This is a genomic window from Streptomyces solicamelliae, assembly GCF_045348655.1.
In the GTDB taxonomy this organism is placed as follows: Bacteria; Actinomycetota; Actinomycetes; order Streptomycetales; family Streptomycetaceae; genus Streptomyces; species Streptomyces solicamelliae.
This window is the reverse complement of record NZ_CP160404.1, coordinates 5014353-5041132: the sequence shown is the minus strand read 5'-3', so window position 1 is coordinate 5041132 and position 26780 is coordinate 5014353. Positions and strand designations below refer to the sequence as shown.

General features: G+C 72.4%; 22 protein-coding genes. 11 read left to right on the top strand and 11 right to left on the bottom strand.

Going from position 1 to position 26780, the window contains the following annotated elements; translation table 11 throughout:
• Window positions 1-24 precede the first annotated feature (24 nt).
• From gcvH to ABZO31_RS23580, 3 genes are all read left to right on the top strand, one after another.
• Entirely contained in the window at window positions 25-402 is a 378-nt protein-coding gene (gene gcvH / locus ABZO31_RS23590; protein ID WP_406863265.1) for a glycine cleavage system protein GcvH, read from the top strand.
• Window positions 403-415: 13 nt separating this feature from the next.
• Window positions 416-1675: a serine hydroxymethyltransferase gene (gene glyA / locus ABZO31_RS23585; protein ID WP_406863264.1), complete on the top strand. Its 1260-nt coding sequence runs from the start codon at window positions 416-418 to the stop codon at window positions 1673-1675.
• Window positions 1676-1854: 179 nt separating this feature from the next.
• On the top strand, window positions 1855-3225 hold the full coding sequence (locus ABZO31_RS23580; RefSeq protein WP_406863263.1) for an L-serine ammonia-lyase: 1371 nt from the start codon (window positions 1855-1857) through the stop codon (window positions 3223-3225).
• Window positions 3226-3249: 24 nt separating this feature from the next.
• Here ABZO31_RS23580 and ABZO31_RS23575 read toward each other — a convergent pair whose 3' ends face one another.
• Window positions 3250-4218 carry a hypothetical protein gene (locus tag ABZO31_RS23575; RefSeq protein WP_406863262.1) on the bottom strand — a complete coding sequence of 323 codons (969 nt, stop codon included), beginning with the start codon at window positions 4216-4218 and terminating at the stop codon, window positions 3250-3252.
• Window positions 4219-4232: 14 nt separating this feature from the next.
• Between ABZO31_RS23575 and ABZO31_RS23570 the strand changes: the two genes are divergently transcribed.
• From ABZO31_RS23570 to ABZO31_RS23545, 6 genes are all read left to right on the top strand, one after another.
• The gene (locus tag ABZO31_RS23570; protein WP_406863261.1) at window positions 4233-5435 is read left to right on the top strand and encodes a CapA family protein; all 1203 of its coding nucleotides are present in this window, start codon (window positions 4233-4235) and stop codon (window positions 5433-5435) included.
• A gap of 118 nt (window positions 5436-5553) precedes the next feature.
• Window positions 5554-7797: a HAMP domain-containing protein gene (locus tag ABZO31_RS23565; RefSeq protein ID WP_406865449.1), complete on the top strand. Its 2244-nt coding sequence runs from the start codon at window positions 5554-5556 to the stop codon at window positions 7795-7797.
• Window positions 7798-7804: 7 nt separating this feature from the next.
• Window positions 7805-9283, top strand: coding sequence for a poly-gamma-glutamate synthase PgsB (gene pgsB, locus ABZO31_RS23560; RefSeq protein ID WP_406863260.1), 1479 nt, complete (start codon window positions 7805-7807; stop codon window positions 9281-9283).
• A gap of 85 nt (window positions 9284-9368) precedes the next feature.
• Window positions 9369-9824 carry a poly-gamma-glutamate biosynthesis protein PgsC/CapC gene (locus ABZO31_RS23555; RefSeq protein WP_406865448.1) on the top strand — a complete coding sequence of 152 codons (456 nt, stop codon included), beginning with the start codon at window positions 9369-9371 and terminating at the stop codon, window positions 9822-9824.
• Between the two features lie 16 nt (window positions 9825-9840).
• Window positions 9841-10920 carry a C40 family peptidase gene (locus ABZO31_RS23550; RefSeq protein WP_406863259.1) on the top strand — a complete coding sequence of 360 codons (1080 nt, stop codon included), beginning with the start codon at window positions 9841-9843 and terminating at the stop codon, window positions 10918-10920.
• Between the two features lie 166 nt (window positions 10921-11086).
• Window positions 11087-12610: an FAD-binding oxidoreductase gene (locus ABZO31_RS23545; protein ID WP_406863258.1), complete on the top strand. Its 1524-nt coding sequence runs from the start codon at window positions 11087-11089 to the stop codon at window positions 12608-12610.
• Window positions 12611-12655: 45 nt separating this feature from the next.
• On the opposite strand, the gene ABZO31_RS23540 is transcribed toward ABZO31_RS23545, so the two are convergent.
• The 4 genes from ABZO31_RS23540 to ABZO31_RS23525 form a co-directional block, all read right to left on the bottom strand.
• Window positions 12656-14554 (bottom strand): AfsR/SARP family transcriptional regulator, encoded by a 1899-nt coding sequence (locus ABZO31_RS23540; protein WP_406863257.1) that lies wholly within the window; start codon window positions 14552-14554, stop codon window positions 12656-12658.
• 97 nt (window positions 14555-14651) lie between these two features.
• A complete protein-coding gene (locus tag ABZO31_RS23535; RefSeq protein WP_406863256.1) occupies window positions 14652-16175 on the bottom strand; it encodes an FAD-binding oxidoreductase in 1524 nt (507 codons plus the stop codon).
• 60 nt (window positions 16176-16235) lie between these two features.
• Window positions 16236-17453 carry an MFS transporter gene (locus tag ABZO31_RS23530; protein WP_406863255.1) on the bottom strand — a complete coding sequence of 406 codons (1218 nt, stop codon included), beginning with the start codon at window positions 17451-17453 and terminating at the stop codon, window positions 16236-16238.
• A 123-nt stretch (window positions 17454-17576) separates the two neighbouring features.
• Window positions 17577-18029, bottom strand: a complete 453-nt coding sequence (locus ABZO31_RS23525) for a carboxymuconolactone decarboxylase family protein (RefSeq protein WP_406863254.1) — start codon at window positions 18027-18029, stop codon at window positions 17577-17579.
• Between the two features lie 46 nt (window positions 18030-18075).
• On the opposite strand from ABZO31_RS23525, the gene ABZO31_RS23520 reads away from it, so the two are divergent.
• Entirely contained in the window at window positions 18076-19560 is a 1485-nt protein-coding gene (locus ABZO31_RS23520) for a PLP-dependent aminotransferase family protein (protein WP_406863253.1), read from the top strand.
• A 2-nt stretch (window positions 19561-19562) separates the two neighbouring features.
• Here the strand turns inward: ABZO31_RS23520 and ABZO31_RS23515 are convergent, their stop codons facing one another.
• From ABZO31_RS23515 to ABZO31_RS23490, 6 genes are all read right to left on the bottom strand, one after another.
• On the bottom strand, window positions 19563-21137 hold the full coding sequence (locus ABZO31_RS23515; RefSeq protein WP_406863252.1) for an FAD-dependent monooxygenase: 1575 nt from the start codon (window positions 21135-21137) through the stop codon (window positions 19563-19565).
• Window positions 21138-21175: 38 nt separating this feature from the next.
• Window positions 21176-22753 (bottom strand): class I adenylate-forming enzyme family protein, encoded by a 1578-nt coding sequence (locus ABZO31_RS23510; RefSeq protein WP_406863251.1) that lies wholly within the window; start codon window positions 22751-22753, stop codon window positions 21176-21178.
• 217 nt (window positions 22754-22970) lie between these two features.
• On the bottom strand, window positions 22971-23609 hold the full coding sequence (locus tag ABZO31_RS23505; RefSeq protein WP_406863250.1) for an NAD(P)H-dependent oxidoreductase: 639 nt from the start codon (window positions 23607-23609) through the stop codon (window positions 22971-22973).
• 84 nt (window positions 23610-23693) lie between these two features.
• Complete coding sequence (locus tag ABZO31_RS23500; RefSeq protein WP_406863248.1) at window positions 23694-24905, bottom strand: IS701 family transposase; 1212 nt, start codon at window positions 24903-24905, stop codon at window positions 23694-23696.
• A gap of 163 nt (window positions 24906-25068) precedes the next feature.
• Window positions 25069-25620, bottom strand: a complete 552-nt coding sequence (locus ABZO31_RS23495) for an SRPBCC family protein (protein ID WP_406863247.1) — start codon at window positions 25618-25620, stop codon at window positions 25069-25071.
• Window positions 25621-25787: 167 nt separating this feature from the next.
• Window positions 25788-26003: an EF-hand domain-containing protein gene (locus ABZO31_RS23490; RefSeq protein ID WP_406863246.1), complete on the bottom strand. Its 216-nt coding sequence runs from the start codon at window positions 26001-26003 to the stop codon at window positions 25788-25790.
• Between the two features lie 123 nt (window positions 26004-26126).
• Between ABZO31_RS23490 and ABZO31_RS23485 the strand changes: the two genes are divergently transcribed.
• Complete coding sequence (locus tag ABZO31_RS23485; protein WP_406863245.1) at window positions 26127-26765, top strand: GNAT family N-acetyltransferase; 639 nt, start codon at window positions 26127-26129, stop codon at window positions 26763-26765.
• Window positions 26766-26780 lie beyond the last annotated feature (15 nt).

Sequence of the window (26780 nt, the reverse complement as noted above, 5' to 3'; positions counted from 1 at the left end):
CCCGCGTACAGGAGAATTCAGGTCATGAGCAACCCCCAGCAGCTGCGCTACAGCAAGGAGCACGAGTGGCTGTCGCCCGTCGAGGACGGCGTCGCCACGATCGGCATCACCGAGCACGCGGCGAACGCCCTCGGCGACGTCGTGTACGTCCAGCTCCCTGAGGTCGGCGACACGGTGACCGCGGGCGAGACCTGTGGCGAGCTGGAGTCCACCAAGTCCGTCAGCGACCTGTACTCGCCGGTGACCGGCGAGGTCGTCGAGGCCAACCAGGACGTCGTCGACGACCCGGCGCTGGTGAACTCGGCTCCGTTCGAGGGCGGCTGGCTCTTCAAGGTGCGCGTCGCGGAGGAGCCGAAGGACCTGCTCTCCGCCGACGAGTACACCGAGTTCTCCGGCAGCTAAGGACACACTCCCGATGTCGCTTCTGAACACCCCTCTCCACGAGCTGGACCCGGACGTCGCCGCCGCCGTCGACGCCGAGCTCCACCGTCAGCAGTCCACCCTCGAGATGATCGCCTCGGAGAACTTCGCTCCGGTCGCGGTCATGGAGGCCCAGGGCTCGGTCCTCACCAACAAGTACGCCGAGGGCTACCCCGGCCGCCGCTACTACGGCGGCTGCGAGCACGTCGACGTCGCCGAGCAGATCGCCATCGACCGGGTGAAGGAGCTGTTCGGCGCCGAGTACGCCAACGTCCAGCCGCACTCCGGCGCCTCCGCCAACCAGGCCGCGCTCTTCGCGATGGCCCAGCCGGGCGACACCATCCTGGGCCTGGACCTGGCCCACGGCGGCCACCTCACCCACGGCATGCGCCTGAACTTCTCCGGCAAGCAGTTCAACGTGGTCGCGTACCACGTGGACGAGGCCGGTCTGGTCGACATGGCCGAGGTCGAGCGCCTCGCCAAGGAGCACCGCCCGAAGGTGATCATCGCCGGCTGGTCGGCGTACCCGCGCCGGCTCGACTTCGCCGAGTTCCGCCGGATCGCGGACGAGGTCGAGGCGTACCTGTGGGTCGACATGGCCCACTTCGCCGGCCTGGTCGCGGCGGGTCTGCACCCGAACCCGGTCGAGTACGCGGACGTGGTCACCTCCACGACGCACAAGACCCTGGGCGGCCCGCGCGGCGGCATCATCCTGGCGAAGAAGGAGTTCGCGAAGAAGCTGAACTCCTCGGTCTTCCCGGGCTTCCAGGGCGGTCCGCTGGAGCACGTGATCGCCGCCAAGGCGGTCTCCTTCAAGGTCGCGGCCTCGGAGGACTTCAAGGAGCGCCAGCAGCGCACCATCGAGGGCGCCCGGCTCCTCGCGGAGCGTCTGACGCAGACCGACGTCGCCGAGCACGGCGTGTCCGTCCTGTCCGGCGGCACGGACGTGCACCTGGTCCTGGTCGACCTGCGCAACAGCGAGCTGGACGGCCAGCAGGCCGAGGACCGCCTCCACGAGGTCGGCATCACGGTCAACCGGAACGCGATCCCGAACGACCCGCGTCCGCCGATGGTCACCTCCGGTCTGCGGATCGGCACCCCGGCCCTGGCCACCCGTGGCTTCGGTGCCGAGGACTTCGCCGAGGTCGCCGACGTGATCGCGGAGACCCTGAAGCCCGGCTTCGACGCCGAGGCGCTCAAGGCCCGGGTCACCGCGCTGGCGGAGAAGCACCCGCTGTACCCCGGCCTGAAGTAATTTCGTACGCTTTTGTTCGTACGGACCTCTGGGGCACCGCGCACACTGGAAGTGAGCGCGGTGCCCCGCCCCACGTAGCGATCCTGCGTGATCACCCCCACTAGGTTTCCCTCCCCCTCCCCCTGGCGTTTCTGCACCACCCCGGCAGACAACGGCGTCTAGCCCCACAAGGAGTCCCCGTGGCCATCTCGGTCTTCGACCTGTTCTCGATCGGCATCGGCCCGTCCAGCTCCCACACGGTGGGCCCGATGCGGGCGGCGCGGATGTTCGCGCGCCGGCTGAAGAACGAGGGGCTGCTGGCCCCGACCGCGCGGATACGGGCCGAGCTGTACGGCTCGCTGGGCGCGACCGGCCACGGCCACGGCACCCCGAAGGCGGTGCTGCTGGGCCTGGAGGGCAACTCGCCGCGCACCGTCGACGTCGAGACGGCGGACGAGCAGGTGGAGCGGATCAAGTCGAGCGGCCGGATCGACGTCCTCGGCGCGCACGAGATCCCCTTCGACTTCGACGAGGACCTGATCCTGCACCGCCGCAAGGCGCTGCCGTACCACGCCAACGGCATGACGGTCTTCGCGTACGACGCGGAGGGCGAGCTGCTCCTGGAGAAGACGTACTACTCGGTCGGCGGCGGCTTCGTGGTCGACGAGGACGCCGTGGACGGCCAGAGCCCGATCATCCCCGACGACACCGTCCTGAAGTACCCCTTCCGCACCGGCGACGAGCTGCTGCGGATGGCGAAGGACACCGGTCTGTCGATCTCCGCGATGATGCTGGAGAACGAGAAGGCCTGGCGCACGGAGGACGAGATCCGGGCCGGCCTGCTGGAGATCTGGCGGGTCATGCAGGCCTGCGTCTCGCGCGGCATGACCCGCGAGGGCATCCTGCCCGGCGGCCTGAAGGTCCGCCGCCGCGCCTCGGCCCTGGCCCGCAAGCTGCGCTCCGAGGGCGACCCGGCGGCGCACGCGATGGAGTGGATCACCCTCTACGCGATGGCCGTGAACGAGGAGAACGCGGCCGGCGGCCGTGTGGTGACCGCCCCGACGAACGGCGCGGCGGGCATCATCCCGGCGGTGCTGCACTACTACATGAACTTCGTGCCGGGCGCGGACGAGGACGGCGTGGTCCGCTTCCTGCTGGCGGCCGGCGCGGTCGGCATGCTCTTCAAGGAGAACGCCTCGATCTCCGGCGCCGAGGTCGGCTGCCAGGGCGAGGTCGGCTCGGCCTGCTCGATGGCCGCCGGCGCCCTGGCCGAGGTCCTGGGCGGCACCCCGGAGCAGGTGGAGAACGCCGCCGAGATCGGCATGGAGCACAACCTGGGCCTGACCTGCGACCCGGTCGGCGGCCTGGTCCAGATCCCGTGCATCGAGCGCAACGGCATGGCCTCGGTGAAGGCCGTCACCGCGGCCAAGATGGCCATGCGCGGCGACGGCAGCCACCTGGTCTCCCTCGACAAGGTCATCAAGACCATGAAGGAGACCGGCGCCGACATGTCCGTCAAGTACAAGGAGACCGCCCGCGGCGGCCTCGCGGTGAACATCATCGAGTGCTGAGGCCGTACCGGGCCGTGCGGCCGGTCATGGCCGGCCGGCTTCGTTCCATGTGGTGAGGAGCCCGGAGAGGGCTTCCCGCACGGCCTCGGCCCGGGGTTCGTCGCCACGGGCGTCCGGGGCGAGTTCGGCGTGGACGAACGTCGCGCCGTACCGCGTCGCGCCCTCTCCCTGGACGTTCTGCGTTCCTTCCAGCGGGCACCGGTCGGACCATCCCCTGCACACCCGCAGGTCGCTGCTCTCCATGCGGTCGGCGACCGCGTCGGCCTCCGCGGGCGCCGTCTCCGCGGCGCCGGTCGAGAGAATGGCCTCGTAGGGGCGGTTCGAGGCCCTCGCGAAGCCGTGCAGCTGCAGCCCCGGGATGCGCCGTCGCTGCATTTCCATGACGATCGCGTGGAAGACGCTGTCGGTGCGGTGGGCGACGTCCGCCGCGTCCCCGCGGCCCGCGGTGCGGTGGGCGCCGGCGACGACGAGGGCCCCTCCCGGTACGTCCTCGAGAAGCCGGGCCCCGAGGGCTTCGGTGCCGCGGTCCGCGACGGGGTGGGGCACCTGCACGTTCCAGCGGACGCCGGAATCGGCATGGACGTACAGCCTTCCCCACCGTGCCTCGGTACCCGGCTCACGGGCGGCGACCTCGTTGTAACGCCGCCCGGAAGCGGTGTCCGTGAGGCGGTTCACCCGGAAACCCACGGAGTCGAGGAGCCGTTCGGCCTCTTCCAGGTCACCGTCCAGCAGGCGGCCGACGCCCTCGGCCAACTGCCGCCGTTGCTTCTTGCCGGGGGGCGTGTAGCGCTCACGGGATCCGGCCTGCTTGGCGTATTCGACGATCCTGTCGTCGAGGTCCACGAGTTCGCGGCCCTGCGAACCCCCTGCGGCGTCGTCGCGAGAGGTCGACTGGCAGCCGAGGAGGGCCAGTGCGATACCGAGCACAGCGAGGGCCCGCAGGCAATGTGATGATCTCGTGATGATGTATGGGTTTTGGGTTTCGAATCGCATGCGAAGCTCTTCTGGTGACATGGTGTGATTCTCTCCGCATAGGTCGTGCGCTCGCAGGAGCCACGGCCTTCTCCTTGTTCGCCGCCGGCTGCGCGTCGAGCCCTGCGGAGCCGCAGCGTACGCCGGGAGGGCGCGTCTTCACCGTCGCCGCCGCGGGAGATGTTCTCATCCATCCCGAGCTGGTGGAGCAGGCCGCCGCGGACGCGAAGCGTACCGGCAAGGGGGAGGCCGGGCTCGACTTCGGCCCGATGATGGCCGGCGTGCGCCCCGTGATCAGCAAGGCCGACCTGGCCATCTGTCACATGGAGACCCCCGTGGGCAAGCCCCGGGGGCCCTTCCAGGGGTACCCGGAGTTCCTGGTGCCGCCACAGATCCTCACCACGTTGAAGGATGTGGGCTACGACACCTGCTCGACGGCCTCGAACCACACCTACGACCACGGTCTGAAGGCGGTCCGCCGGACTCTCGACGCGATGGACCGGGTGGGGCTCGGCCACACCGGCTCGGCGCGCACCCCCGAGGAGGCGAAGCGGATCAACATCCGCAGCGTCAAGGGGGTCAAGGTGGCGCACCTGTCCTACTCGTGGGAGTCGTTCCTGAACCCCACGCCCAAGAAGGAGAGCTGGGCCTTCAACCGGATCGGTACGAGCGCGATCAAGCAGGCCGAGGCCGAGGCCCGCCGGCAGGGCGCCGAGGTGGTGATCCTCTCCGTCCACTGGGGCCTTGAGCACTACAACGAGCCGAGCGTCCCCCAGCTGCAGCTCGCCGAGCGCATCACCAAGGAGACGGGGATCAACCTCGTGATCGGACACCACGCCCACGTGGTGCAGCCGATCCAGAAGCTCAACGGCACCTGGGTCGCCTACAGCCTCGGCAACCAGGTCGCCCGGCACTCCTCGCCCACGGGACTGACCGAGGAGGGGGCCATCGGCTGGTTCGAGTTCCGGGAGACGGCCTCCGGCTGGGACGTCGCCGCCCGCTACCGCACCACGCTGGTGGACATTCCGCCCGAGGCCGAGGAGGGCGAGAAGCTCCCGGAGGGCACGGTCCGTGATCACCGGCTCGTCGACGTGCGGCAGGTACTCGACAACCCGGGCTCCCTGCCCGCGGACCGTCTCGCCCGGTACCGCCTCGCCGCGGAGCGGACGAGGGGCTTCCTCTTCAACCGGGGGGCTCCTGGAGGCGACGGCATGGCAGAGCTGTCCCTGACGGACTGAGCCTCAGGCCCGCCCCCGTCCACACATCACCGCAGGATCAGAAAGAGCATCAGTGAGTTCGAGCAATGCCGGCTACGCCGTGCGAGGCGGGCGACGCAAGAGCCGCCGGCGTGCGGACATGCCGCTCCTCGGCGGCATCCGTCCGCCGATCGCGATCATGTGTGTCCTGGTCCTCGCCCTGGCGGGCCTGTCGGCGAAGGTGCTCGGCCCCGGCGACGACACGGCCGTGCCGAAGGCGGTGCTGTCCTCCCAGCAGTACTTCGCCGAGGACGGTGCCATCGCCCTGCGCGCCTCCATCGACGAGCGCGTCACGGACCTGGAGCGCACCGCCGCGACGCTGAGTGCGGGCCGCCCGGTCGAGCCCGGACGCATCCTGTCGGACCTGGGCCGGACGTACCAGAAGTGGACCGGCACCACCGTGGTGGACCTGGAGGGCGGAGACGTCCTGGCCGCGCGCGGCGAGAAGATCCCGCTCGCCTGGCTGGACGAGGACGTCCTGACCGGCGAGCGGGCTCTGACGCCCCGGATGGTCCGGCTGGAGACCGGTGACGTACGGCTGATGACCATGGCGGTGCTGGACTGGAAGGACCGGCCCCAGCACCTGCTGATCGCGTCCAGCAGTCTTTCCGTGCCCGCCATCAACCTGGGCCCGTTCCGCTCCATGGCCGTGGTGGCGGAGGGCGGCGAGGTCCTCGGCACGGCCGGCTTCGAACAGGCCGAGGCGCTCAACTCCGACCAGGAGCGCAAGGAACTCGCGTTCCTCCAGAAGCAGATGAGCAAGCTCGCCGTGCGGGCCGCGGCAAGGACCGAGGAGCATCCGGTCCGCGCCAAGGAGCCCGGCTCCCGCGGCTACCCCGGTGTCAGCGGCACCCTCCTCGGCAGCGAGTACAACGGCCGCCTGGCCACCGCCGGGTACGCGTCGCTGGCCTCCTCGGACCCGGCGGAGAAGCAGAGCGTCGCCGCCGGCCTCGGGCTCACGGTCGTGGCCCTGCTGCCCGTGGTCCAGCAGCAGACCGGGCAGCCCGACCGCGAGCTGTACGGCCTGGCCGCCGCCGGCTTCCTCGTCCTGCTCGGGCTGCTCGCGGTGAGCGTCCTGTGGGCGACCGTGCAGCGACCCCTGCTGCGGCTGTTTCTGGAGTCGCGCCGCATCGCCCGCGGCGACCTGACGCGGCCCGTCACCGTGCCCCGCTGGGGAGAGGCGGCCCGTATCGGCACCGCCCTGGAGCGCCTGCGGCGGCAGCTGAGGGGCGAGGACGACGGTTCCCGCTCCGTCCCGCGCCGGGGAGGCCGGCTCGGGGGACGCGGACCGCTCGCGGTGACGGCCGCGCTGCTGCTCGTGTGGTGCGTGCCCGTCGGCCTGCTGCTGAACCGTACGGACGGCTCGGTCAGCGTGCCGACCACCATGGTGAACGACCAGCGGGACCGTACGGATCTCATCGCCGACCGGCTCCGCAGGGCACTCAACGAGGCCCACGCCGACCTCGCCTCGGTCGCCCGCCCCATCGGCGAGGAGACGGCGGGCGACGACACCCGCCTGCTCGAGGACGCCCTGGTCAAGCACCCCCGCTATCAGGCCCTGTACGTGGTGGACGCCGACGGAAGGGTGAGCGCCCGTGCGGGCGAGGAGCCGCATGCCTGGAGCGCCGGTGAGGACCTGCCTCCGGTCCGCGTGTCCGGCAAGGGCGGCAAGGAACCGGTGATCCAGGCCGGCGCCCAGGTACCGGGGCGCAAGGGCAGCACGCTGGTCGGGGAGATCCGGGTGGAGTTCCTCAACTCGCTGCTGGCCCGGCCCGGCCTGGGAGAGGTCCGTGTCGTGGACGCCGACGGCCTCACCGTCGCCGCCAGCGACGGCTTCCTGGCGTTCGAGGAGCTGTCCGGCCAGGCCCTGACCGACCTGGTCCGCGCGGCGGGCGTCCGGGTCGGGGCGGGCCCCGTCGAGAACGGACTGCTCATTCGCGAGAAGGGCAAGGTGACGGTCGCCGCGGCGGCCCCGTTCTCCGGCGGCGGCGTCACCGCCGACATCGGCTGGACGGTCGTCAGCAGGCAGGACGCCGAGCGCTTCCAGATCGCCGCGTACGAGCGGGAGAGCCGCAGTGTGCTCGCCGGCATGCTCGGACTGGCCTTGATCATCCTCTGCCTCGGCTGGGTCTACCTGGTCGTCGTACGGCCGCTGCGGGCCCTGGCCGCCGGCGCCGAGAGGCTCGCGGACGGCGACGTCAAGACCGTGCTGTATCCGCGCTACCAGGACGAGGTGGGCGCCGTGGTCCGCAGCCTCGAACTCCTGCGCCAGCAGGCGCAGGCCCACCGACACAACCAGGCGCGTCGGCCGGCGGAGCACCCGTCCGGCGTCGGCGGAAGGTGACAAGGCCGTGCTCTACCTCTACTTCGTGCTGCTGACCGGCAGCGTGTTCCTGCTGATCGCGGGCATCGTCGAACAGCGCAGGCACTATGCCGCCCTGCACACGATCCCCACGCGGGTGCTCGTCAACGGCATCCGGGGAAAGTCCTCCATCACCCGGCTGTGCGCGGGGGCCCTGCGCGGCGGCGACCTGGTCACGGTCGCCAAGACGACCGGGACGGCCGCCCGATTCATCCACCCCGACGCGACCGAGGAGCCCGTCTACCGCAAGTTCGGCATCGCCAACGTGGTGGAGCAGATCGGCATCGTGCGCCGTGCGGCCGCCTACCGGCCGCACGCCCTCGTCATCGAGTGCATGGCGGTCATGCCCGCCCTGCAGGAGGTGAACCAGAGCAAGCTCATCCGCTCCACTATCGGCGTGCTGTGCAACGTGCGTGAGGACCATCTCGCCGAGATGGGCCCCACGCTGGACGACGTGGCCCGCTCCCTGTGCCGCTCGATGCCCGAGGGCGGGATCTGCGTGACCGCGGAGAAGGAGCGGTTCCACATCCTGCAGGAGGAAGCGGACGCCCGCGACTGCCGACTCGTCTACGCCGACCCCGACACGGTCACCGACGACGAGTTGCGGGGCTTCAGCTGGTTCACCTTCAAGGAGAACGTGGCGATCGCCCTGGCCGTGGCCGAACTCCTCGGGATCGACCGCCGGACCGCGCTGCAGGGCATGTACGACGCGCCGCCGGACCCCGGTGTCCTGTCCGTGGAGCGCTATGTGACGCCCGAGGGCAAGCGGCTCGCCTTCGCCAACGTCTTCGCCGCGAACGACCCCGAGTCCACCCTGATGAACGTCAACCAGCTTCTCGACCTGGGAGCCATCAGCCGGCCGCTGAACGTCGTCATCAACTGCCGGCCCGACCGCGTCGAGCGCAACGGCCAGATGGGCGAGATCGTCCCCGAGCTCCAGCCGGAGAACGTCTTCGTCATCGGCCACCCGTCCAAGAGCGCCATCGACGCCATCCCCGCCGCGTGGCGGGACCGGGTGGTCGACCTGGGCGGCGACCGGCGCCCCGCGGACGAGTTCATGCCGGCTCTGCTCAGCCGGATGCCCGACGGCTCCTCGCTCGTCGCCATCGGCAACATCCACGGCCAGGGCGAGGAACTGCTCGACCACCTCGCCGAACTCCCGGCGGACGAGACCCCTTCGGGCACCGGCCCCGACCAGGCCACCGCCGTGGCTGCCCAGCCGGCGCACCTGGACCCGTACGCCTCCTACCCGCCCGCTTACGAGGAGCGGTACCAGGCGTCCCGCACCATGGAGCTTCCCATCGTGCGGATCCCGGTCCAGCCCACCGCCGCACGCCCGGAGCCCTCGCCCTCGTTCGCCTCCCGGCCGCTGTCCGAGGACGAGCCGAGCCCGCACGAAACCCCGGAGTCCTTCGGCTGGTTCGATCAGCCGCCGCAGGAGAGCGACGGCCCGCGTCCGCGCTCCTGACCCTGCCGGCTGCAGCCGCCCCCTGTCCCGCCTCAACCCGTACCCGCGTCCGGAGCCCCCGTTGACCACCGCCCTGACCCCTGAGATGGCCGCCCTGGGCATCGCCATAGGTCTGTTCTTCTCCCTGTTGTGCTACCTCACGACGAACCTCTCCCCCGGTGGCATGATCACGCCGGGCTGGATCGCCCTGACCCTCATCGAGGACCTCCAGCGGGCGGCCATGGTCGTCGGGGTCACCGCCCTGACCTACGCGGGCACCAAGGTCATGCAGCGCCTCGTGATCCTCTACGGCAAGCGGCTGTTCGCCGCGGTGGTCCTGCTGGGCGTCCTGCTCCAGGCCACGGTGATGATCGTCCTGTCGATCAAGTTCCCGCTGCTGTACGGCAACCAGACGCTCGGTTTCATCGTCCCCGGCCTCATCGCGTACCAGCTGGTCCGCCAGCCCAAGGGACCCACCCTGTTGGCGACGGCCTCCGTCTCCCTCATGGCCTACATCGTGGTCGCCGCCGGCCTGCTGCTCGGCGTCATGCCCGCCGTCTGAGAATCGAGGAACAACGATGACCGCGAGGAAGAAGACTCGCCCGATCCTGACGGGACTCATGGTCCTCGGGCTCGTCGCAGCCTCGGGATACCTGACCGTGGAACTGCGCAAGCAGGAGGACCGGGGCGTCACCGAGGTGCGCAACGTCGGCATCCTCAACGGCCGCAAGGGAGATGCCGGCCAGGCCAAGGAGACGGCCGGGGCGAAGTGGTCCCGGCTGGAGAGCCCGGCCCGCAGCGTGCTGCGCGGCTCCGACGGCCAGGTCCAGGCCGTCTTCACCGACGGGTCCCGGACCGCGACGCTGACAGGACCGGCCCGCACCTTCGCGGAGCCGACCTCGACGGCCTCCAAGGTCTCCACGACGGACTGGGTCCGCCTCATGCCGAAGCCCTGGGCCAAGGGCGCGGAGAAGAAGGCGTGGTTCAAGGACTGGTACAAGGAGTTCGCCGGCAGCAAGGAGGACGACCTCTTCGCCTTCGCGTTCCAGTACGTGACCGGCGCCCCGCAGCGCAAGGACGGACAGGGCGTCCCGTACGCGGGCGACGCGAACTTCGGTCCGCTCAACAGCGCCGGGTCGGCGGGCAACGACCTGCGTCTGGAGCAGTCCGACTTCTACGACTACCTCGGCACCCCCTACCCCTTCCGCGACGGTGTCGTCGGCAAGCCCGAGGCCATGCGGGCCCGCTCGCTGGACTGTTCCGGCTTCATCCGCATGGTCCTCGGCTTCCGCGCCCGCTATCCGCTGATGTCGTCGGACAAGTCCGGTGACGGCCTGCCGCGCACCGCGAACGGCATGGCCCGTTCCAAGCTGGGAGCGGACATCCTGCCGCTCACCGGCGTCACGGCGCAGGACCGCCCGACGGCCATCGACCAGCTGCAGCCGGGCGATCTCGTCTTCTTCAAGCTCGACGCCCGCACCGCACAGCGCCTCGACCACGTCGGCATGGTCCTGGGCCACGACACCCAGGGCCACCTCATCTTCGTGTCCAGCCGCGAGGAGGTGAACGGGCCCACCATCGGCGACGTCGGCGGTGTCTCCCGGCTCGACGGCAACGGCTACTACGCCAAGACGCTGCGCAGCGCGAAGCGCCTGTGAGCCGGAGGCCCTGACCGGCGCGGGACCTGCCTTTGTCCCGCATCCGATTATCTGACGGATTCCCCCTCGTTTCCGGCCTGTGCGGCCGGAACGGGACGTTCACCGTGCCAGTGTGCGGCGCATCGTCGCCTGCCGGGGGGCGGGCTGAGTTCAGGGGGGATTCCTCATGCTGTCCAGACGTACGGTCGTGCGTGCGGGTGCTGCGGTCGGGGCCTTCGGGGCCCTTGCCGGCGGGGTGGTGCCGGTGGCCGGGGCGGTCACGGCGGGGGTGCCGTGGGGGAGGCTGCGGGGGCGGCTCGGCGGGGAGCTGGTGCTGCCGGGGGACCCGGGGTACGAGGTCGCCAAGCAGCTGCAGATGGCGCGGTACGACGTGGTGCGGCCGCAGGGCGTGGCGTACTGCGCGTCCGCCGGCGATGTCGCGAGCTGTCTCCGGTTCGCGCAGGACCACGGGGTGCCCGTCGCCGTGCGCAGCGGGGGGCACAGCCAGGCCGGGTACTCGACGTCGAGCGGGCTGGTCGTGGACGTGTCGCGGATCAGCGCGGTGCGTCCGGCCGGGAGCACCGTGCGGATCGGGGCCGGGGCGCAGGGCGTGGACATCGTGAACGCGCTCGACCCGTACGGGCTCCAGGTCGCCTCCGGCACCTGTCCGACGGTCGCCATCGGCGGCTGGCTGCAGGGCGGCGGCTTCGGGCTGGCCGCGCGGAAGTTCGGGATGGGCGCCGACCGGCTGGTGTCGGCACGGGTGGTCCTGGCCGACGGCACGTCCGTACGGGCTTCCGCCCACGAGCGGCCGGATCTGTACTGGGCGCTGCGCGGGGGCGGCGGGGGCAACTTCGGTGTGGTGACCGAGTACGAGGTCGCGCCGGTGCGGATCCCCTCGCTGAGTCTGTACAACCTCGGCTTCGACGGGGCGGACGCCGTCGACGTGGTGCTCGCCTGGCAGGAGTGGGTGCGGCAGGCCCCGCGCGAGCTGTCGGCGGAGCTCTTCCTGCTGCTGCCCGAGGACTCCCCCGCCGGCACCCTGCCGACGGTCGTGCTCTCGGGCGGGTTCATCGGCGCGCAGGCCGGCTGCGACCGGCTCCTGGACGAGCTCGTGAAGGGGCTCGGGCGCCGCCCGGTCAGCCGCGAGGTCGTCGAACTGCCCTTCCGGCAGGCGATGATGAAGGTGTTCGGGTGCGCCGACAGCAGTGTCGAGGCCTGTCACCGGGTGGGGTACTCCCCGCACGCCCGGCTGCCCCGGGAGCAGTACGCGAGCTACCGGAACGTGTTCTTCGCCCGGACGTGGAACCGCGCCACCGCGGAGGCCGCCGTCGGCGCGCTCACACGTGAGCCCGTTCCCGGACAGTTCCGGTTCCTCGGGCTCTTCGCGTACGGCGGCCGGGTGGGCGATCTCGCGCCCTCGGACACCGCGTTCGTCCACCGCGACACGCTCTTCGAGGCGGGCTATCAGGTCGGGCTGCCCGTACCCGACCCGTCCCGCGAGCAGCGCGAGCAGGCCCAGGCCTGGGTGGACCGGGGGTACGCCACCCTCCTGCCGTCGTCCACCCGCCGGTCCTACCAGAACTACATGGACCCGGCGCTGGCGGACTGGCGCGAGGCGTACTACGGGCGCAACTACCCGCGGCTGCGGGCGGTGAAGCGCGCCGTCGACCCGCACGGGTTCTTCCGGTTCGCGCAGAGCGTCGACTGACCGGAGCAACGAACGGCGACACGACCGGCGAAACGTTTCACGCGGTCATGACGCCGCCGCGCAGGCCAGCCGGCGCGCCGTCAGGGTACGGACGCCCAGCCGGCCCACCGCGCCACGGCGTCCGGGGTCGGTGTGCCGGCCCCGGTCGCCGCCGGCGAAGGCGAGCCGGAACAGCTGGGGGACGCACAGCAGGTGCTCGCCGTTCCACACCGCGGGACGGATCACGTGGAAGGCCGCGAGCAGTTCGACGGAGCGCTCGATGGACGGGACCGAGCGGTGCAGCCGGCGGGCGAGGTACGCGACGGTGACGTCGACCCGCTCGGCCCGGCTGATCTCGGTGAGCACGGCGCGCGCGCTGTGCGGCAGCCGGTCGGCGGACTCGACGAGGTAGCGCCGCACGTCCAGGTGCGGGCTGCTCAGCTCCTCGAGCCGTACCTGGTCGTCGGAGAGCCGGGCCGCGAACTCGGCGAGGCTGCGGCCCGGCCAGGCCGCGATCCGGCTGCCGACCGCGCGGACGGCGGCCGGCAGACCGCCGCACCAGGCCACCACGTCCGCCGTGGCGTCCGGCTCGCGGGCGGCCCGCTCCTCGCCGATGACCCGGGCGAGCAGCCGCCGTCCGTCGGACTCCACCAGGGGGCCCAGTTCGACGGAGGTGACGGTGCCGGGCAGGCCCTCGAGCCGGCGCCGGGAGGTGACGATCACGGCGTTGCCGGGGCCGGCCGGCAGCAGCGGGCCGAGCTGTTCGGCGTCCGCGGCGTCGTCGAGGAGCAGCACCATGCGGCGGCCGGAGGCCCAGGTGCGGAAGAGCCGGGCCAGGTCGTCGGTGCGCTCGGGCAGGTCGGCCCGGTCGTGGCCGGCCGCGGCGAGCAGTTCGCGCAGCGCCTCGGCCGGCTGCTTGGGCGTGCCGTCCTCCAGATGCAGGGACGCCTTGAGCTGCCCGTCCGGGAACGCGCCGCGCATCCGGTGCGCCACCTGCAGGGCGACCTCGGTCTTGCCGACGCCCAGGCCTCCGGTGACCGTGACGATCCGCACCCCGGCGGGCTCCGCGCCCTCGGGGAACGCGCTCGGGGCGAGGCCCATGGCGATGTGCCGCACCTCGGGGCCGCGGCCGACGAAGTCGGCGATGGCGGGCGGGAGCTGGCACTGCACGGGTCCGGCGGCGGGCCGCGCCGGGGCGGGCCGCCGTTCGTTCCCGCCGGCCAGCACGGCGCGCTGGAGCTCCTGGAGGCGGGCGGACGGTTCGAGGCCGAGCTCCTTCGCCATGGCGCGGCGCAGCCGGGCGTACGCGGAGAGGGCCTCGCCGCGCTGTCCGCAGCGGCGCGCCGCGGTCATCAGCTGGGCGCAGAACTCCTCGTGCAGCGGGTACTCGTAGGTCAGGTCGCGGGTCTCCTCCAGGACGGCCCGGTCGTGGCCGAGCGTCAGGTCGGCGGCGATCCGCCGCTCCAGCGCCTGGATCCGCAGGTCGTCGATGCGGGCGGCCTGCGCGGCGAGCACCGGGCCGGTGTCGACGTCCTCCAGGACGCCGCCGCGCCACAGGTCCAGCGCCCGGCGCAGCGCCTCGGCGCCCTCGCGGGCCCGGCCGCGGGCGAGGGCGTCCTTGCCCTCGCGCACCAGGCTCTGGAAGTCGAGCAGGTCCACCCCGCCGTCCCGGACCGGGAGGCGGTAGCCGTGCGGGTGGGTCTCCACCAGGTCGAGGCCCCGGGTGTCGCCGTCGCGGCCGGCCAGGGCCTTGCGCAACTGGTAGATGTACGTCTGGACGGTCTTGCGCGCGCACTTGGGTGGCTGGTCGTCCCAGAGTTCCTCGATGAACCGGTCCGTGGGGACCACCCGGTCCCCGTGCGCGAGGAGGACCGCGAGCACCCGGCGGGCCATGGGCGCGGTCGGCGTCCGCAGCTCCCCGTCGACATGAACCTCCATCGGACCGAGCAGGGCGAAGTGCAGCATCTACGGTGTCCTCACCGGTGGTTGGCTTCGGGGACTGGTACGCACGGCGGTCGGCGGAACCGCCGGGGCCGGCGCGCGAGGCGCCGGCCCCGACCGGTCAGGGGAGCCGCACCGACAGCGCGTGCCGGAAGACGTCGCGCGGGTCCCAGGCGGCCTTGGCCGTCCGCAGCCGGCCGGCGTTGCCGAGGAAGTACAGCTCCTCCCACGGGACGCCGGAGGTGTTCCACTCGGGGTCGGCCATGTCGGTGTCCGCGAAGTTGACGTAACAGCCCTGGTCGGCGTCGCCGGGCACCGGGACGCCGCCGGTCTTGGCGTACAGGTCGCGGAAGAGGCGGGCGATCCAGGCGAGCGCGGCGGTGTCCTGCGCCGGGTCCTGCCAGGTGTTCATGAAGAACGCCTGCATGACGGAGTCGCGCTGGGCGGACGCGGTCGCGCCGGCGGGCACGGTGTTGACCCGGCCGCCGTACGACTGGAGCGCGATCAGAGCGCTGTCGTGGTCGTGGTCGGTGCTGTCGAGGTAGTCGTACAGGGTGTCGATCTGCTCCGCGGTCCAGGCCCGGCGCAGGAAGCTCGACTTGACCTTCTGGCGGCCGGTCTCGGCGTCCTGGGCCTGGGCGAGCGCCTTCTTCGCCTCCAGCCAGGGCACCGCCTCGGTGGGCAGGACGACGGGGAAGTCGCCGAGGCCCTCGGTGACGGCCGCCAGGTAGTCGCTGAGCAGCAGCTCGGCGTCCGGGCGGGTGGCGTCGACGTGGGCGAAGACGACGGCGCCCATGCCCGGGTCGTCGGTGCGGGGGCGGCCGTTGAGGATCAGGCCGGAGAAGAGCGAGGCGTACGGGGAGTCGGCGGCGCTGTTCTCCTCGTGCCAGCGGCCGAAATTCCCCGCCAGGGTGTGCAGGGCGGCGCGGTCGAGGCCGGCCCGGTTGAACAGGACGGTGCCGGTGAGGACGGAGGCGGGCGGGACCGGCAGCGCGGTGCGCGGGTCGTCGCCGGCGGCGTCCGGGGAGCGGAACCAGTAGCGGGTGACGACGCCGAAGCTGCCGCCGCCTCCGCCGGTGTGGGCCCACCACAGGTCGTGGTGCGGGTCCTCGGGGTCGCGGGTGGCGACGACCGCGCGGACCTCGCCGTCGGCGTCGGCGACGACGACCTCGACCGCGAGCAGGTGGTCGGCGGCGAGGCCGGCGCTGCGGCACAGCGAGCCGAAGCCGCCGCCGGCGACGTGGCCGCCGAGACCGACGGTGGCGCTGTCGCCGGCCGGCAGGGCGACGCCCCAGTTCTCGTACAGGGTGCGGTACAGGTCGGCCATCCGGACGCCCGGCTCCACGGCTAAGGCGCCGCGCTCGGCGTCCCAGGCGATCTCGCGCATCTCGCCGAGATCGATGACGACCCGGACCTCCGGGTCGCCGGCGGTGTTCTCGTAGCCGTGGCCGCCGCTGCGGACGGCGATCCGCCGGCCGTCGCGGACGGCGTCGCGGACGGCGACGACGACCTGCGCGGTGCTGGTGGCCACGTGGAACGCCTCGGGCTCGGCGGTGAAGCGCTCGTTCAGGCCCCTGGTGGCCAGGCCCCGGTAGGCGTCGTCGCCGGGGCGGACGATGCCTGGGGCGGGGGTGTGCTCGGTCATTGCCGGTCCTCAATCGTCAGGTGGAGTCGGTCGGTTCGGGCCGCCGGGCGGCCCGGGGCCTCATTCCGCGGCGCTGGCGGCCGGGGCGGGCGCGGTGCGCCGGACGCCGCCGAGCACCACCAGGGTGACCAGGGCGAGGGCGGCGCCGATCCACAGCACGCTCGTGGTGGAGATGCCGTCGACGGCGAAGCCCCCGAAGAGGGCGCCGAGGGCGATGGAGAGGTTGAAGGTGGAGACGTACAGCGAGGAGGCGGCCTCGGTGGCGTCGGGCGCCGCGTCGAGGATCCAGGTCTGGAAGGTGACGGGCACGGCGCCGTAACCGAGGCCCCACAGGACGAGCAGGGCGCCCGCGGTGAGCGGGGAGTTGCCGACGAGGGCGAACAGCACCATGGCCGCGGTCAGCACGATCGAGATGCCCACGACGACCTCGCGCAGACGCTTGGCGATGAGCGCGCCGGCGATGAAGTTGCCGCAGATGCCGGCGACGCCGAAGGCGAGCAGCAGGCCGCCGATCATGCCGTCGGCGATGCCGTCGTCCTGGAGGATCGGGCGGACGAACGTGTAGGCGAGGAAGTGTCCGGTGATCACCAGGAAGGTGATCGCGATGCCGGCCCGGACGCCCGCGTTGCCCTTGAAGACCTTGGGCAGGTCGCGGAAGGTGATGGTCTGTTCGGCGGGCACCTTCGGCATCAGCACGACCATGGCGGCGAGCGAGACCAGGCCGAGGACGCCGACGGCGGCGAACGCGGTGCGCCAGCCGCTGAGGTCGCCGATGATGGTGCCGGTGGGGATGCCGAGGACGGACGCGGTCTCCACGCCGCCGAAGATGACGGCGGTGGCGCGGGGCACGTGCCGCTCGGGGACGAGGCGCAGCGCGATGCCGCCGGCGATGGACCAGAAGCCACCGACGCTGATGCCGATGAGGAAGCGGGCCACCAGCACGACGGCGAAGCTGGTGGCGAAGGCGGAGGCGAGGTTCGCCAGTCCGACGATGCCGATGAGGACGACGAGGACGAGGCGGCGGTCGACGCGGCCGGTGATGACGGTGACCAGGGGCGCCGACACGGCGGCCACCAGGCCGGGGACGGTCACCATGAGGCCCGCGGTGCCCTCGGAGACGTCGAGGGCGGAGCCGACCGGGGTGAGCAGGCCGACCGGCAGCAGCTCCGAGGTCATCAGGGAGAAGATGCCCAGGGTCACGGCCAGGACGGCGAGCCAGCCCTTGACGGGCGAGCGGTCGTCCGTCGGCGGGGACACCGGGGTTTCGAGGGTGGTCACGGCAGGGTCAGCCCTTCGTGAGGCGGGGACGGGGTGGGGGGCCCGCTCTGCGGAGCGGGCCCCTGCGGACCGAGTGCGGCGGCCCCGTGGGGGCGGCCGGCGCGCTCGGGGCGGTGCGGCAGGTCACTCGGTGCCGGGGGTCTTGCGGGTGGTGACGTTCATCCGGTTCCAGGCGTTGACGGTGAAGATCAGCGCGATGAGCTGGGCCAGCTCCTTCTCGCCGAAGTGCCGGGCGGCCTCGTCGTAGACGGCGTCCGGCACGCCGTCGGGGAGCCGGGTGACGGCCTCGGTGAGGGCGAGCGCGGCCCGCTCCTGCACCGTGTAGAGGGAGGACTCCTCCCAGCCGTTGAGCTGGTAGATGCGCTCCTCGGTCTCGCCGGCCTTGCGGGCGTCGGAGGTGTGGTAATCGATGCAGTAGGCACAGCGGTTGATCTGCGAGGCGCGGATCTGCACCAGCTCGAGGAGCACCGGGTCGATGCCCTCACGGGCGGCGGCGTCGAGGGCCAGAACGGCCTTGAACACCTTGGGGGCGACGGTCGAGAAGTTCATGCGCTGGGGTACTTCGTAAGCGGTCATGAGACGACCGTAGGCCCGGAATCGGCCCACGCTATGGTTCATTGCCGTGACAGAACAGTGGGTCAATCACGAGCAGTCGCCGGACGCCGCGGCCTTACCGGACGCGGTCTCCGGCACCGATTTCCACCTCGCACTCTCCGGCGAGGGAGGTTTGCGTGAGCAACTCATGGATGCGGTACGGGAGGCCATCCGGTCCGGCCGGCTGGTGCCCGGTACCCGGCTTCCGCCCTATCGCAGCCTCGCCCAGGACCTGGGCATCGCCCGCAACACCGTGGCCGACGCGTACGCCGAGCTGGTGGAGGAGGGCTGGCTGGCGGCCCGTCAGGGCTCCGGCACCCGGGTCGCGAAACGCGCCGCTCCGCTGCGCCCGGAACAGTCCGGCGGCCCCCAACGGCGCACCAGGCGGCGGGTCCTGCACGATCTGATGCCGAGCTCGCCGGACGCGGCCGCCTTCCCGCGCACCGCGTGGACGGCGTCGGCGCGGCGTGCGATCGGGGCGGCGCCCAACGACGCGTTCGGGGTGGGCGATCCGCGGGGCCGGCCGGAGCTGCGCGAGACGCTCGCCGAGTACCTGGCGCGGGCCCGCGGGGTGCGCACCGAGCCGGACCGGATCGTGATCTGCGCGGGGTTCGCACATGCGATGCGACTGCTCGGTACGTTCCTGGAGGGCTCGGTGGCGGTGGAGTCGTACGGGCTCGACTTCCACCGGAGCCTGCTGCACGAGGCCGGGCTGCGCACCGTGCCGCTGACGGTGGACGCGCACGGGGCGCTGACCGACGAGCTGCCGGGCACCGGCGCGCGGACCGTCCTGCTCACGCCGGCCCACCAGTTCCCGACCGGCGGCCCGCTCCATCCGGAGCGGCGGGCGGCGGTGGTGGACTGGGCGCGCTCCGGCGGCGGGCTGGTCGTGGAGGACGACTACGACGGCGAGTTCCGCTACGACCGCCAGCCGGTCGGCGCGGTGCAGGGCCTCGACCCGGACCGGGTGGTGTACATCGGCTCGACCAGCAAGAGCCTCTCCCCCGCGATGCGGCTGGGGTGGATGGTGCTGCCGGGCTGGATGGTGGACCGGGTGGTGGCTGCGAAGGGGCCGCGCGAGATGTGGTCGGGGGTGATGGACCAGCTGACGCTGGCCGACTTCATCGCCTGCGGCGCGTACGACAAGCACCTGCGCAGGATGCGGCTGCACTACCGGCGCCGCCGGGACCTGCTGGCCTCGACGCTCGCCGAACGCGCCCCGCACATCGCGGTGAGCGGGGTGGCGGCGGGCCTGCACGCCGTCCTGGAGCTTCCCCCGGGCACCGAGGAGGCCGCCCTGCGCGCCGCCCGCCGGGCGGGCCTGGCCCTGGACGGGCTCGGCCCGTACCGGCACGTCGACAGCACGATGCCGCCGCGCGACGGTCTGGTCATCGGGTACGGCACCCCGCCGGACCACGCCTTCGGCGCCGCGCTCGACGCGCTGTGCCTCGCGCTGCCGGACCTGCCCGAGGACGGTCCGGCGACGGCGCGGCGCACGTCCCGCCGGGGCTGACCTCAGCGGGCGCCCGGGACCAGCCCGACCGCGAGCTCCCGCTCCAGGCGGTCCAGGTCCCGGGTGTGCCCGTGGGCCGCGATGTGGCCGTCCGGGCGGACCAGGTGGTAGCCGGGGCGGGGGCACAGGCCGCGGGTGCCGGCCGGCAGGTGGGTGACGCGCACCTGCGGGAAGCGGGCGGTGATGTGGCGGGTCTCGGCCAGCCATCGGCGGTCCGCGCCGGGGGCGCGCAGCAGCAGCGTCCAGCCCGCCGGGTCGGCGCCGGGTCCCGCCGTACCGAGGGCCAGCCCGGCGGCGCGCGGGACGACGGCGCCGGGTCCGGCCGCGGCCGACAGCCGGCCGCGTACGCCGCAGCCGCCCCGGCCGGACGGCCGCTGGCTCTCGCGCTCGGGGGTGTAGGCCAGCCGGCGGCCGGCCAGCACCGGGGCGTAGAGCCGGGCGGCCGCGCCGGAGCGGTCGAAGAGCGTGAGGGCGGCGTCACGGACGGCCGCCCGGGCCGGGGTGCGGGCGGTCAGGGCCCGGGTGTGGACGTCGGTGTCGCGGACGATCCGGCGGGTGGCCTCGGCGCGCTCGGCGCCGTAGCTGTCCAGGAGCGACGCCGGGGAGCGGCCCTGGAGCACGGCGGCCAGCTTCCAGGCGAGGTTGTGGGCGTCCTGCAGGCCGTTGTTCATGCCCTGGCCGCCGGCGGGGCTGTGCACGTGGGCGGCGTCCCCGGCGAGGAAGACCCGGCCCCGGCGGAAGTCGGTGGCCCGGCGGGCGTGCACCCGGAAGACGGTCTCCCAGACGGGTTCGGTGATCCGCACCCCGCGCGGGCCCCGGGTGTCGATGATCTCCTGCATCCTCTCGCGGGACATCGTGCCGCCGGCGGGCATGACGGACAGGAAGCGGAACACGCCGTCGGGCTGCGGTACGACCACCAGGGTCCCCTTCAGGGTCTGGTAGTAGGCGATCTCGTCCGGCGGCAGATACCCGTCGATGCGGGTGTCGACCAGCGCGAACGCCATCTCGTACGTGCTGCCCTCGAAGCCGATGCCGAGCTGACCGCGGACCGCGCTGCCGGCGCCGTCGGCACCGATCACGAACGGCGCCCGGTGGCGTTCCACCGTGCCGTCGTCGTGCTCCAGGACGGCGGTGACCGTGCCGCCCGGCTCGATCCGGCCGGAGAAGTCGACGTCGTCGAGGCAGAGCAGCCGCACCCCGCGCTCGACCTTGCCGCCGAGCGCGTGCAGCCGTTCGGTGAGGATGCGCTCGGTCTCGTACTGCGGGAGCTGACGGGCCGCCAGCTCCTCGGTGAAGGTGAGCGTGGCGACCGGGCGGCGGTCGGAGAAGTACCGAAAGGCGTGCACCGGCACGGAGACCCGGCGCACCTCCTCCCCCGCGCCGAGGTCCGTGAGGATGTCGCGGACCCGCGGCCACAGCGACAGGGCCTTGGGCACGCCGAGCCCCTCGTGCGCGCGGTCGACCATCCGCACCCGCACGCCGCGGCGCAGCAGTTCGCACGCGGTGAGCAGCCCGGTGGGTCCGCCGCCGACGATCAGGACGTCGGCGTCGCCGGTGGGCGTGTCTGCCGTGGTCATGGGTGTCCGCTCCTCTGTCGTCGCCCGGTGCGCCGCGGTCAGTTCGTCCGCTCGGCGGCGCGCCGGCGCAGCCGGGCCGCGAGCTCGATGCGCTGCACCTTCATCGTGGCCGTGCGCGGCAGTTCGGCCAGCTTCATCTGGACCGGCTCGGCGAGCGTCGGCCACTCGGTGGTGGCGGCACGCCAGCGGGCCCGGTCCAGCGGCAGGTCGTCGCGGGTGCACAGGACGGGGACGGGCTCCTGGTCGGGGCCGGGGACGACGACCAGTTCGGTGAGCTCTCCGAGGCGGCCGAGGACGGTGTCCTCGATCTCCAGGGTGGAGGCGATGCCGGGGATGGCGTCGACCTCGCGGTCGAGCAGGTGCAGACAGCCCTCCTCGGTGCGGTAGCCGAGGTCCATGCCCCGCCACCAGCCGCCGTGGACCTGGGTGTCGTACCGCTCGCGCTCGCCGAAGTAGCCGAGGCAGCGGCCGGCGGCCTGGACGTCGATGTAGCCGGGGTTCTCCCGGGTGACCGGCTGCCCGTTCCGGCTGACCAGCTTGAACTTGGTGTCGCTCGGGAAGGCGTAGCCCTGGCAGCGGCCGTCGGCGCCGTGCGCGGTGGCGCGGGTGAAACCGCGGCCGACCAGCGGGCCCGTCTCGCTCTGGCCGTAGATCTGGTAGAAGAGCGGCGAGCTGCGGTCGCTGGCGTGCAGCAGCTTGTCCATGGTGCTCGGGTGGATGGCGTCGAACGTGGTGCTGAAGTACTTCACGTTCGCCAGCGGCTTCAGCGGGTGCTCGGTCAGCACCTCCCACTCCATGAAGGAGTTGGGGTGGGACTCGATGAACCCGGGCCGGGTCTCGGCCCACAGCGCGGCGGCCTTCTCCGGGTCGGCGTCGTTCATGACGACCATCCGGTTGCCGCGGGGCAGCAGGACGGCGAGGGCGAGCGGCATCCGGGAGTGCACGTACGACACGTGCAGCGCCACCGTCTCGGTCTCGCGGATCATGTCGAAGAGCTTCGCCTGCGGCCGGTAGCGGCCGTGGAGGGTACGGGCGGAGTGGACGACCAGCTTCGGCAGGCCGGTGGTGCCCGAGGTGTGGGTCATCAGCGCCGGCAGGTCCGGGTGCGGCACGACCGGCTGCTGCCGGGGCGCGCCGGCCAGGTCGGCGATCGACACCGTGCCGGGCCGGGAGCCGTCCGCCACGAGCACCGCGGCCGTCAGCTCGCCGAGCGGGGCGCCGGCGAAGGCGCCGTCGAGCTTCGCGGTGTCGGTGATCAGGTACGGGCCGCCGAGCCGGCGCAGCAGCGCGAGCACGCTGTCCGCGTCCAGGTACGGCGAGAGCTGCACGGGCACCGCGCCGAGGCGGGAGACGGCGCTGGACAGGATGTTGATGTCGAAGCCGTTGGACTTGTGCAGGGCGACGTGGTCGCTGCGGCGGATTCCCGCGGCGTACAGCCGGGCTGCCATGTCGTCGATGTGTTCGGCGAGTTCGGCGAAGGTCATCCGCCGGCCGGCGTCCGGAAGCAGGTCCAGGTCGTGGTCGAGGATGATCAGCTGGTCACCGTGGTCGGCCGCGGCCCGTTCGGCCACCAGGCCCATGTAGAGGCCCTTGTCACTGGCCCGGACAGGAAGCATGAGCAGGCTCCTCTGGTCGTGTTTCCGGCGGCGGAATGGAAATTCCCGTGCAGAAAAGAGTGTTCAGTATTCTGCGGGGGACCAAGAAGGCCCCCGAGGGCGATCCGTCATATCGCCCCGAGGTCATTGCTGATCCGTCAGGTCGGCGCGGAGAAATGCGCCGGGCAATTCCGCGGCCGCGGCAGGACGGATTCCGCCCTGCCGCGGCCGGGTGGAATCACCGCAGGGTCTCGCGGCCGCGGCGCAGGAGGTCGGCGATCTCGACGGTGCGGCGGGCCTGGTACTCGATGGCCGCGAGGTTGTCGTCGTCGACGTTGCCGCCCTGGTTGAGCGACACGCTGCTGACGCCGTAGGGGTTGCCGTTGGTGGGGGCGAGCTGGATGTCGTCGGCGACGCCGGGCGGGACGATGAGCGCGCCCCAGTGGTAGAAGGCGTTGTTGAGGGCGAGGATCGTGCTCTCCTGGCCGCCGTGCAGGGTGGCGGTGGAGGTGAAGGAGGACATCACCTTGTTCACCAGGCCGCGCTTCATGTGCAGCGGCAGGGTCAGGTCGATGAACTGCTTGAGCGAGGCGGCGGGCAGACCGTAGCGGCCGGAGGTCCCCCACATCACCGCGTCGGCCCACGCCAGGTCGTCGAGCGTCGCCTCGGGGATGTCCTTGACGCTCTCCAGGTGGTCGGCCCAGACCTGGTTCCAGGTGTCGTTGCCGGGGACGATGCTGTCGGTGGTGAGCTCGGCGGTGCGGCGCAGCCGGACCTCGGCGCCGGCCTTCTCGCCGGCGGCGGCGGCCGCGGCGGCGAGCTTGTGGACGTTGCCCTGGGACGAGTAGTAGATGACGGCCAGCTTGGTGGTGCTCATGACAGAACTGCTCCTCTGGTGAAGGACGGTGCTGAAGGCGGGTGCTGCAGGCGGGTGCGGACGCGGGTGCCGACCGGTGCGCGGTCAGACGGCGGTGGGCAGCGCGCGGCCTGCGGGCCGGCCGGAGAGCATCGCGACCGCGTGCGCGGCGGAGGCGAGCGTGGCGTGCCGGTGCCAGCCGGTGAAGGAGCGCCCGGTGAAGTCGCGGATGCCGACCTGACGGCCGACGTCGGACAGGTCGTGCTCGACGCGGCGGGCGAGACGGGTCAGGTGCCGCAGCTCGCCGATGCCGAGGGTGGTGAGGTCGGTGAGCCACAGTTCGGCGGGCCAGCGTCCGCCCTCGGCGACGCCCATCAGGAGCAGGGAGCCGGCCGGGCGCTCGGGCCGCTGCCCGGGCGCGGGGGCGGGAGAGGACCCGGAGAGCATGACCCGGACGGTGACGACGGGGCTGCGCAGGCCGGGCTCGTCGCCGGGGCGGCGCACCGGGCGGCGCATGTGCCAGACGGTGGACATGATCTGCTGCGCGGTCACGCTCACGCCGCGCCGCGGGAAGACCGGTTCGTCGACGGCGAGCCGCAGGGCGCCGTCGACCCGCAGCATCATCGGGGTGTCCGTGGCGCGCAGATGGGCGGCGACGGCGGCGACGTCCGCCTCGCGGGCGTCCATCACGACCGGCCGGACCGGCAGCCGGCTCTTGGTCAGGAGCTCGCGGCAGGCCCGGACCGAGCACTGCGCGAGGCTCTCGGGCACTTCGCCGTCGGGTATGGACGCCTGACGGCGCTGGTCGTGGTCGGTGAGCCAGCGCGGCGAGAGCTGCAGCCGCCAGTTCAGCGGGGTGCTCCAGTCGTGGCCGGCGGCCCAGACGCCCACCGCCTGCTGGGCGTTGACGACCTGCCCGAGGGCGGGGACGAAGCGCCGCTCCACGCCCACGGAGGTGTCCCCCGCCTTGGGGATGACCATGGGGTGGACGACGTACGCGTGCGGCTGGGCGACGCGTTCGACGTACTGGGCGAGGGCGCGGCGCACCGGGGCCCAGTCCCAGGTGGAGCTGGTGATGAAGTGGTGCAGGCTCTGTTCGATGGCGTCGCCGCCGAAGAGGGCGGCGATGTTGCGGATGGACTTGCGCCCCTCGGCCTCCAGCAGGCCCCTCAGGTAGACCATGCCTTTGGTCCGCTGGTCGCGGCGGGACATCGAGGAGAACAGTTCGGAGCCGAGCTCCGCGAGCAGGAGCTCGCGGAGCCCGTTCCGGACGGTGCGGTCGGTGGGTGTGTCACGTCTCAGCAGCGCGACGTTCATGGTGGTTCCCCCAGTGCGGCCGATGCGGTGTCGGTTGCGGGCGAACGTGCCCCTCGCCGCCCACGTCCGGAGCCTCACACGGGGTGACCAACAGGCGACCTAGGACCGGCAAATCCCCAGGTCAGCACCGCAGGGCCGGCCGCACACCGGGGCGCCGGGCCGGTCAGGCGGGCGCGTACTGCTTCTCGACCACGGCCTTGATCCGGCCGAGGGTCTCGTCGAGGTCCGCCTCGAGCTTCGCCGTCCAGTCGGCGACGAAGCGCTCGCGCGCCGCCTCGTCGAGATCCGCGACGATCTTGTGGATCCCCTCGGTGGCCGTACTCATCCGGAAGTGGTGGGTGAGGATCGCGCCGTCGCCGTCGGCCTCGATGTCGAAGCCCCAGACGGATTCCTGGTTCTCGCGGGTGTGCGTGAGCATCGCCCAGCGGAAGGTGCGGCCGGGCTCCGCCGCGGTGATCCGCGCCTCGGTGTACCAGGTGCCGCGGACCAACGGGGCCCAGGCCACCACGTCGTCGGCCCGCAGGTTCTCGCCACGGAATATGGCGCCGACGGTCGACGGCTCGCCGATCCACTCGCCGCCCCGGCACTCGGGGCTCCACTCGGAACTGCGCGGCAGGTCGCTGACGACGGCGTAGACCTCTTCGGGGCGCGCGGAAATTCGGGTGCTCGCGCGCAGCTCGAACAACGGGTTCTTTTCGATGATGGTGTTCGCCATGCCAATGATGTTTCCCGCGCCCGATAACTCCGGTCAATGAGCGATCAATGAGCGAAAAACTATCCGTCAAGTGTTTCCGATGACCCGTCAAAAGAATAACGCCCCGTCGAGAAAGCCGGCCGACGGCCGTTTCTCTTCGGGGCGATTCGGCGCGGCGCGCCCGCGCGTCAGGCGTTGCTGAGGTGGGCCCAGAACTCGTCCCAGGAGAGCTTGCCGTCGCCGTTGTCGTCGCGCTGCTTGATGAGGGCCTCGGCCACCGTCTCGGTGACGTTCCAGTCCCCCAGCTGGGCCATGACGCTCTTGTACTCGGCGGCGGTGATGAAGCCGTCCCCGTCCACGTCGTACTTGTCGAATGCCGTGCGTGCCGACTCGATGTCCGCCACTGGTCCACCCCTTCTCGGTGCTTTTCTGCCGGGTGTCAGGTTATCCGGCGGGACGGGCCGCCCGGCTGCCGGGCTTGCGGGTCCCCCCACGCCCGCGGGGCGGAGGGGGAGGATCATGGAGGTATGAGCGACGACGTGGCACGGATCCTGGAAGCGGCGGCGCGCGGCGACTTCCCGCCACCGGACGGCTCGGCCGTGGTCGTGCCGCAGCCGAGCCGGCGGGACGCCGGCGTGCTGGCCTTCACGGCGCACTCGGTGATCTTCACCGACGAGGACCCCGCCTGGGTGCACGCGGCGCTGGCGGCCACCGACGCCGATCCGCTGGCCGCCTCGATGAACCCGGTGTTCCTCACGGGGCTCCTCGCGAAGACCGGCCGCCGGATGAACACCGTCGACCTGCTGACCGTCGCCGACGGACTGCCCGGCGAGCCCGGGGTGGAGCTGCGGGAGATCCGGGACCTGTCGCATCCGCGGGTGGCGCGGGCCCTGAAGTACCGGGACGAGGTACGGGTCTGGACGGCGGACGGCGGTGTGCTGATCCTCGGCCGCGGGGTGGCGGGCCGCTGGGAGGCCGCGATCGAGGTGGACGAGCACGTCCGGCACCAGGGGCTCGGCAGGGCCCTGGCCCGGGCCGCGCGGCACCTGACGCCGGGTCCGGTGGTGTGGGCGCAGCAGTCGCCGGGCAACGCGCGCAGCGTGCGGACGTTCCAGGCGGCGGGGTACCGGCCGGTGGCCTCCGAGGCGCTGTTCGTGGCGGGCTGAGCGGGCCGGGCGGGA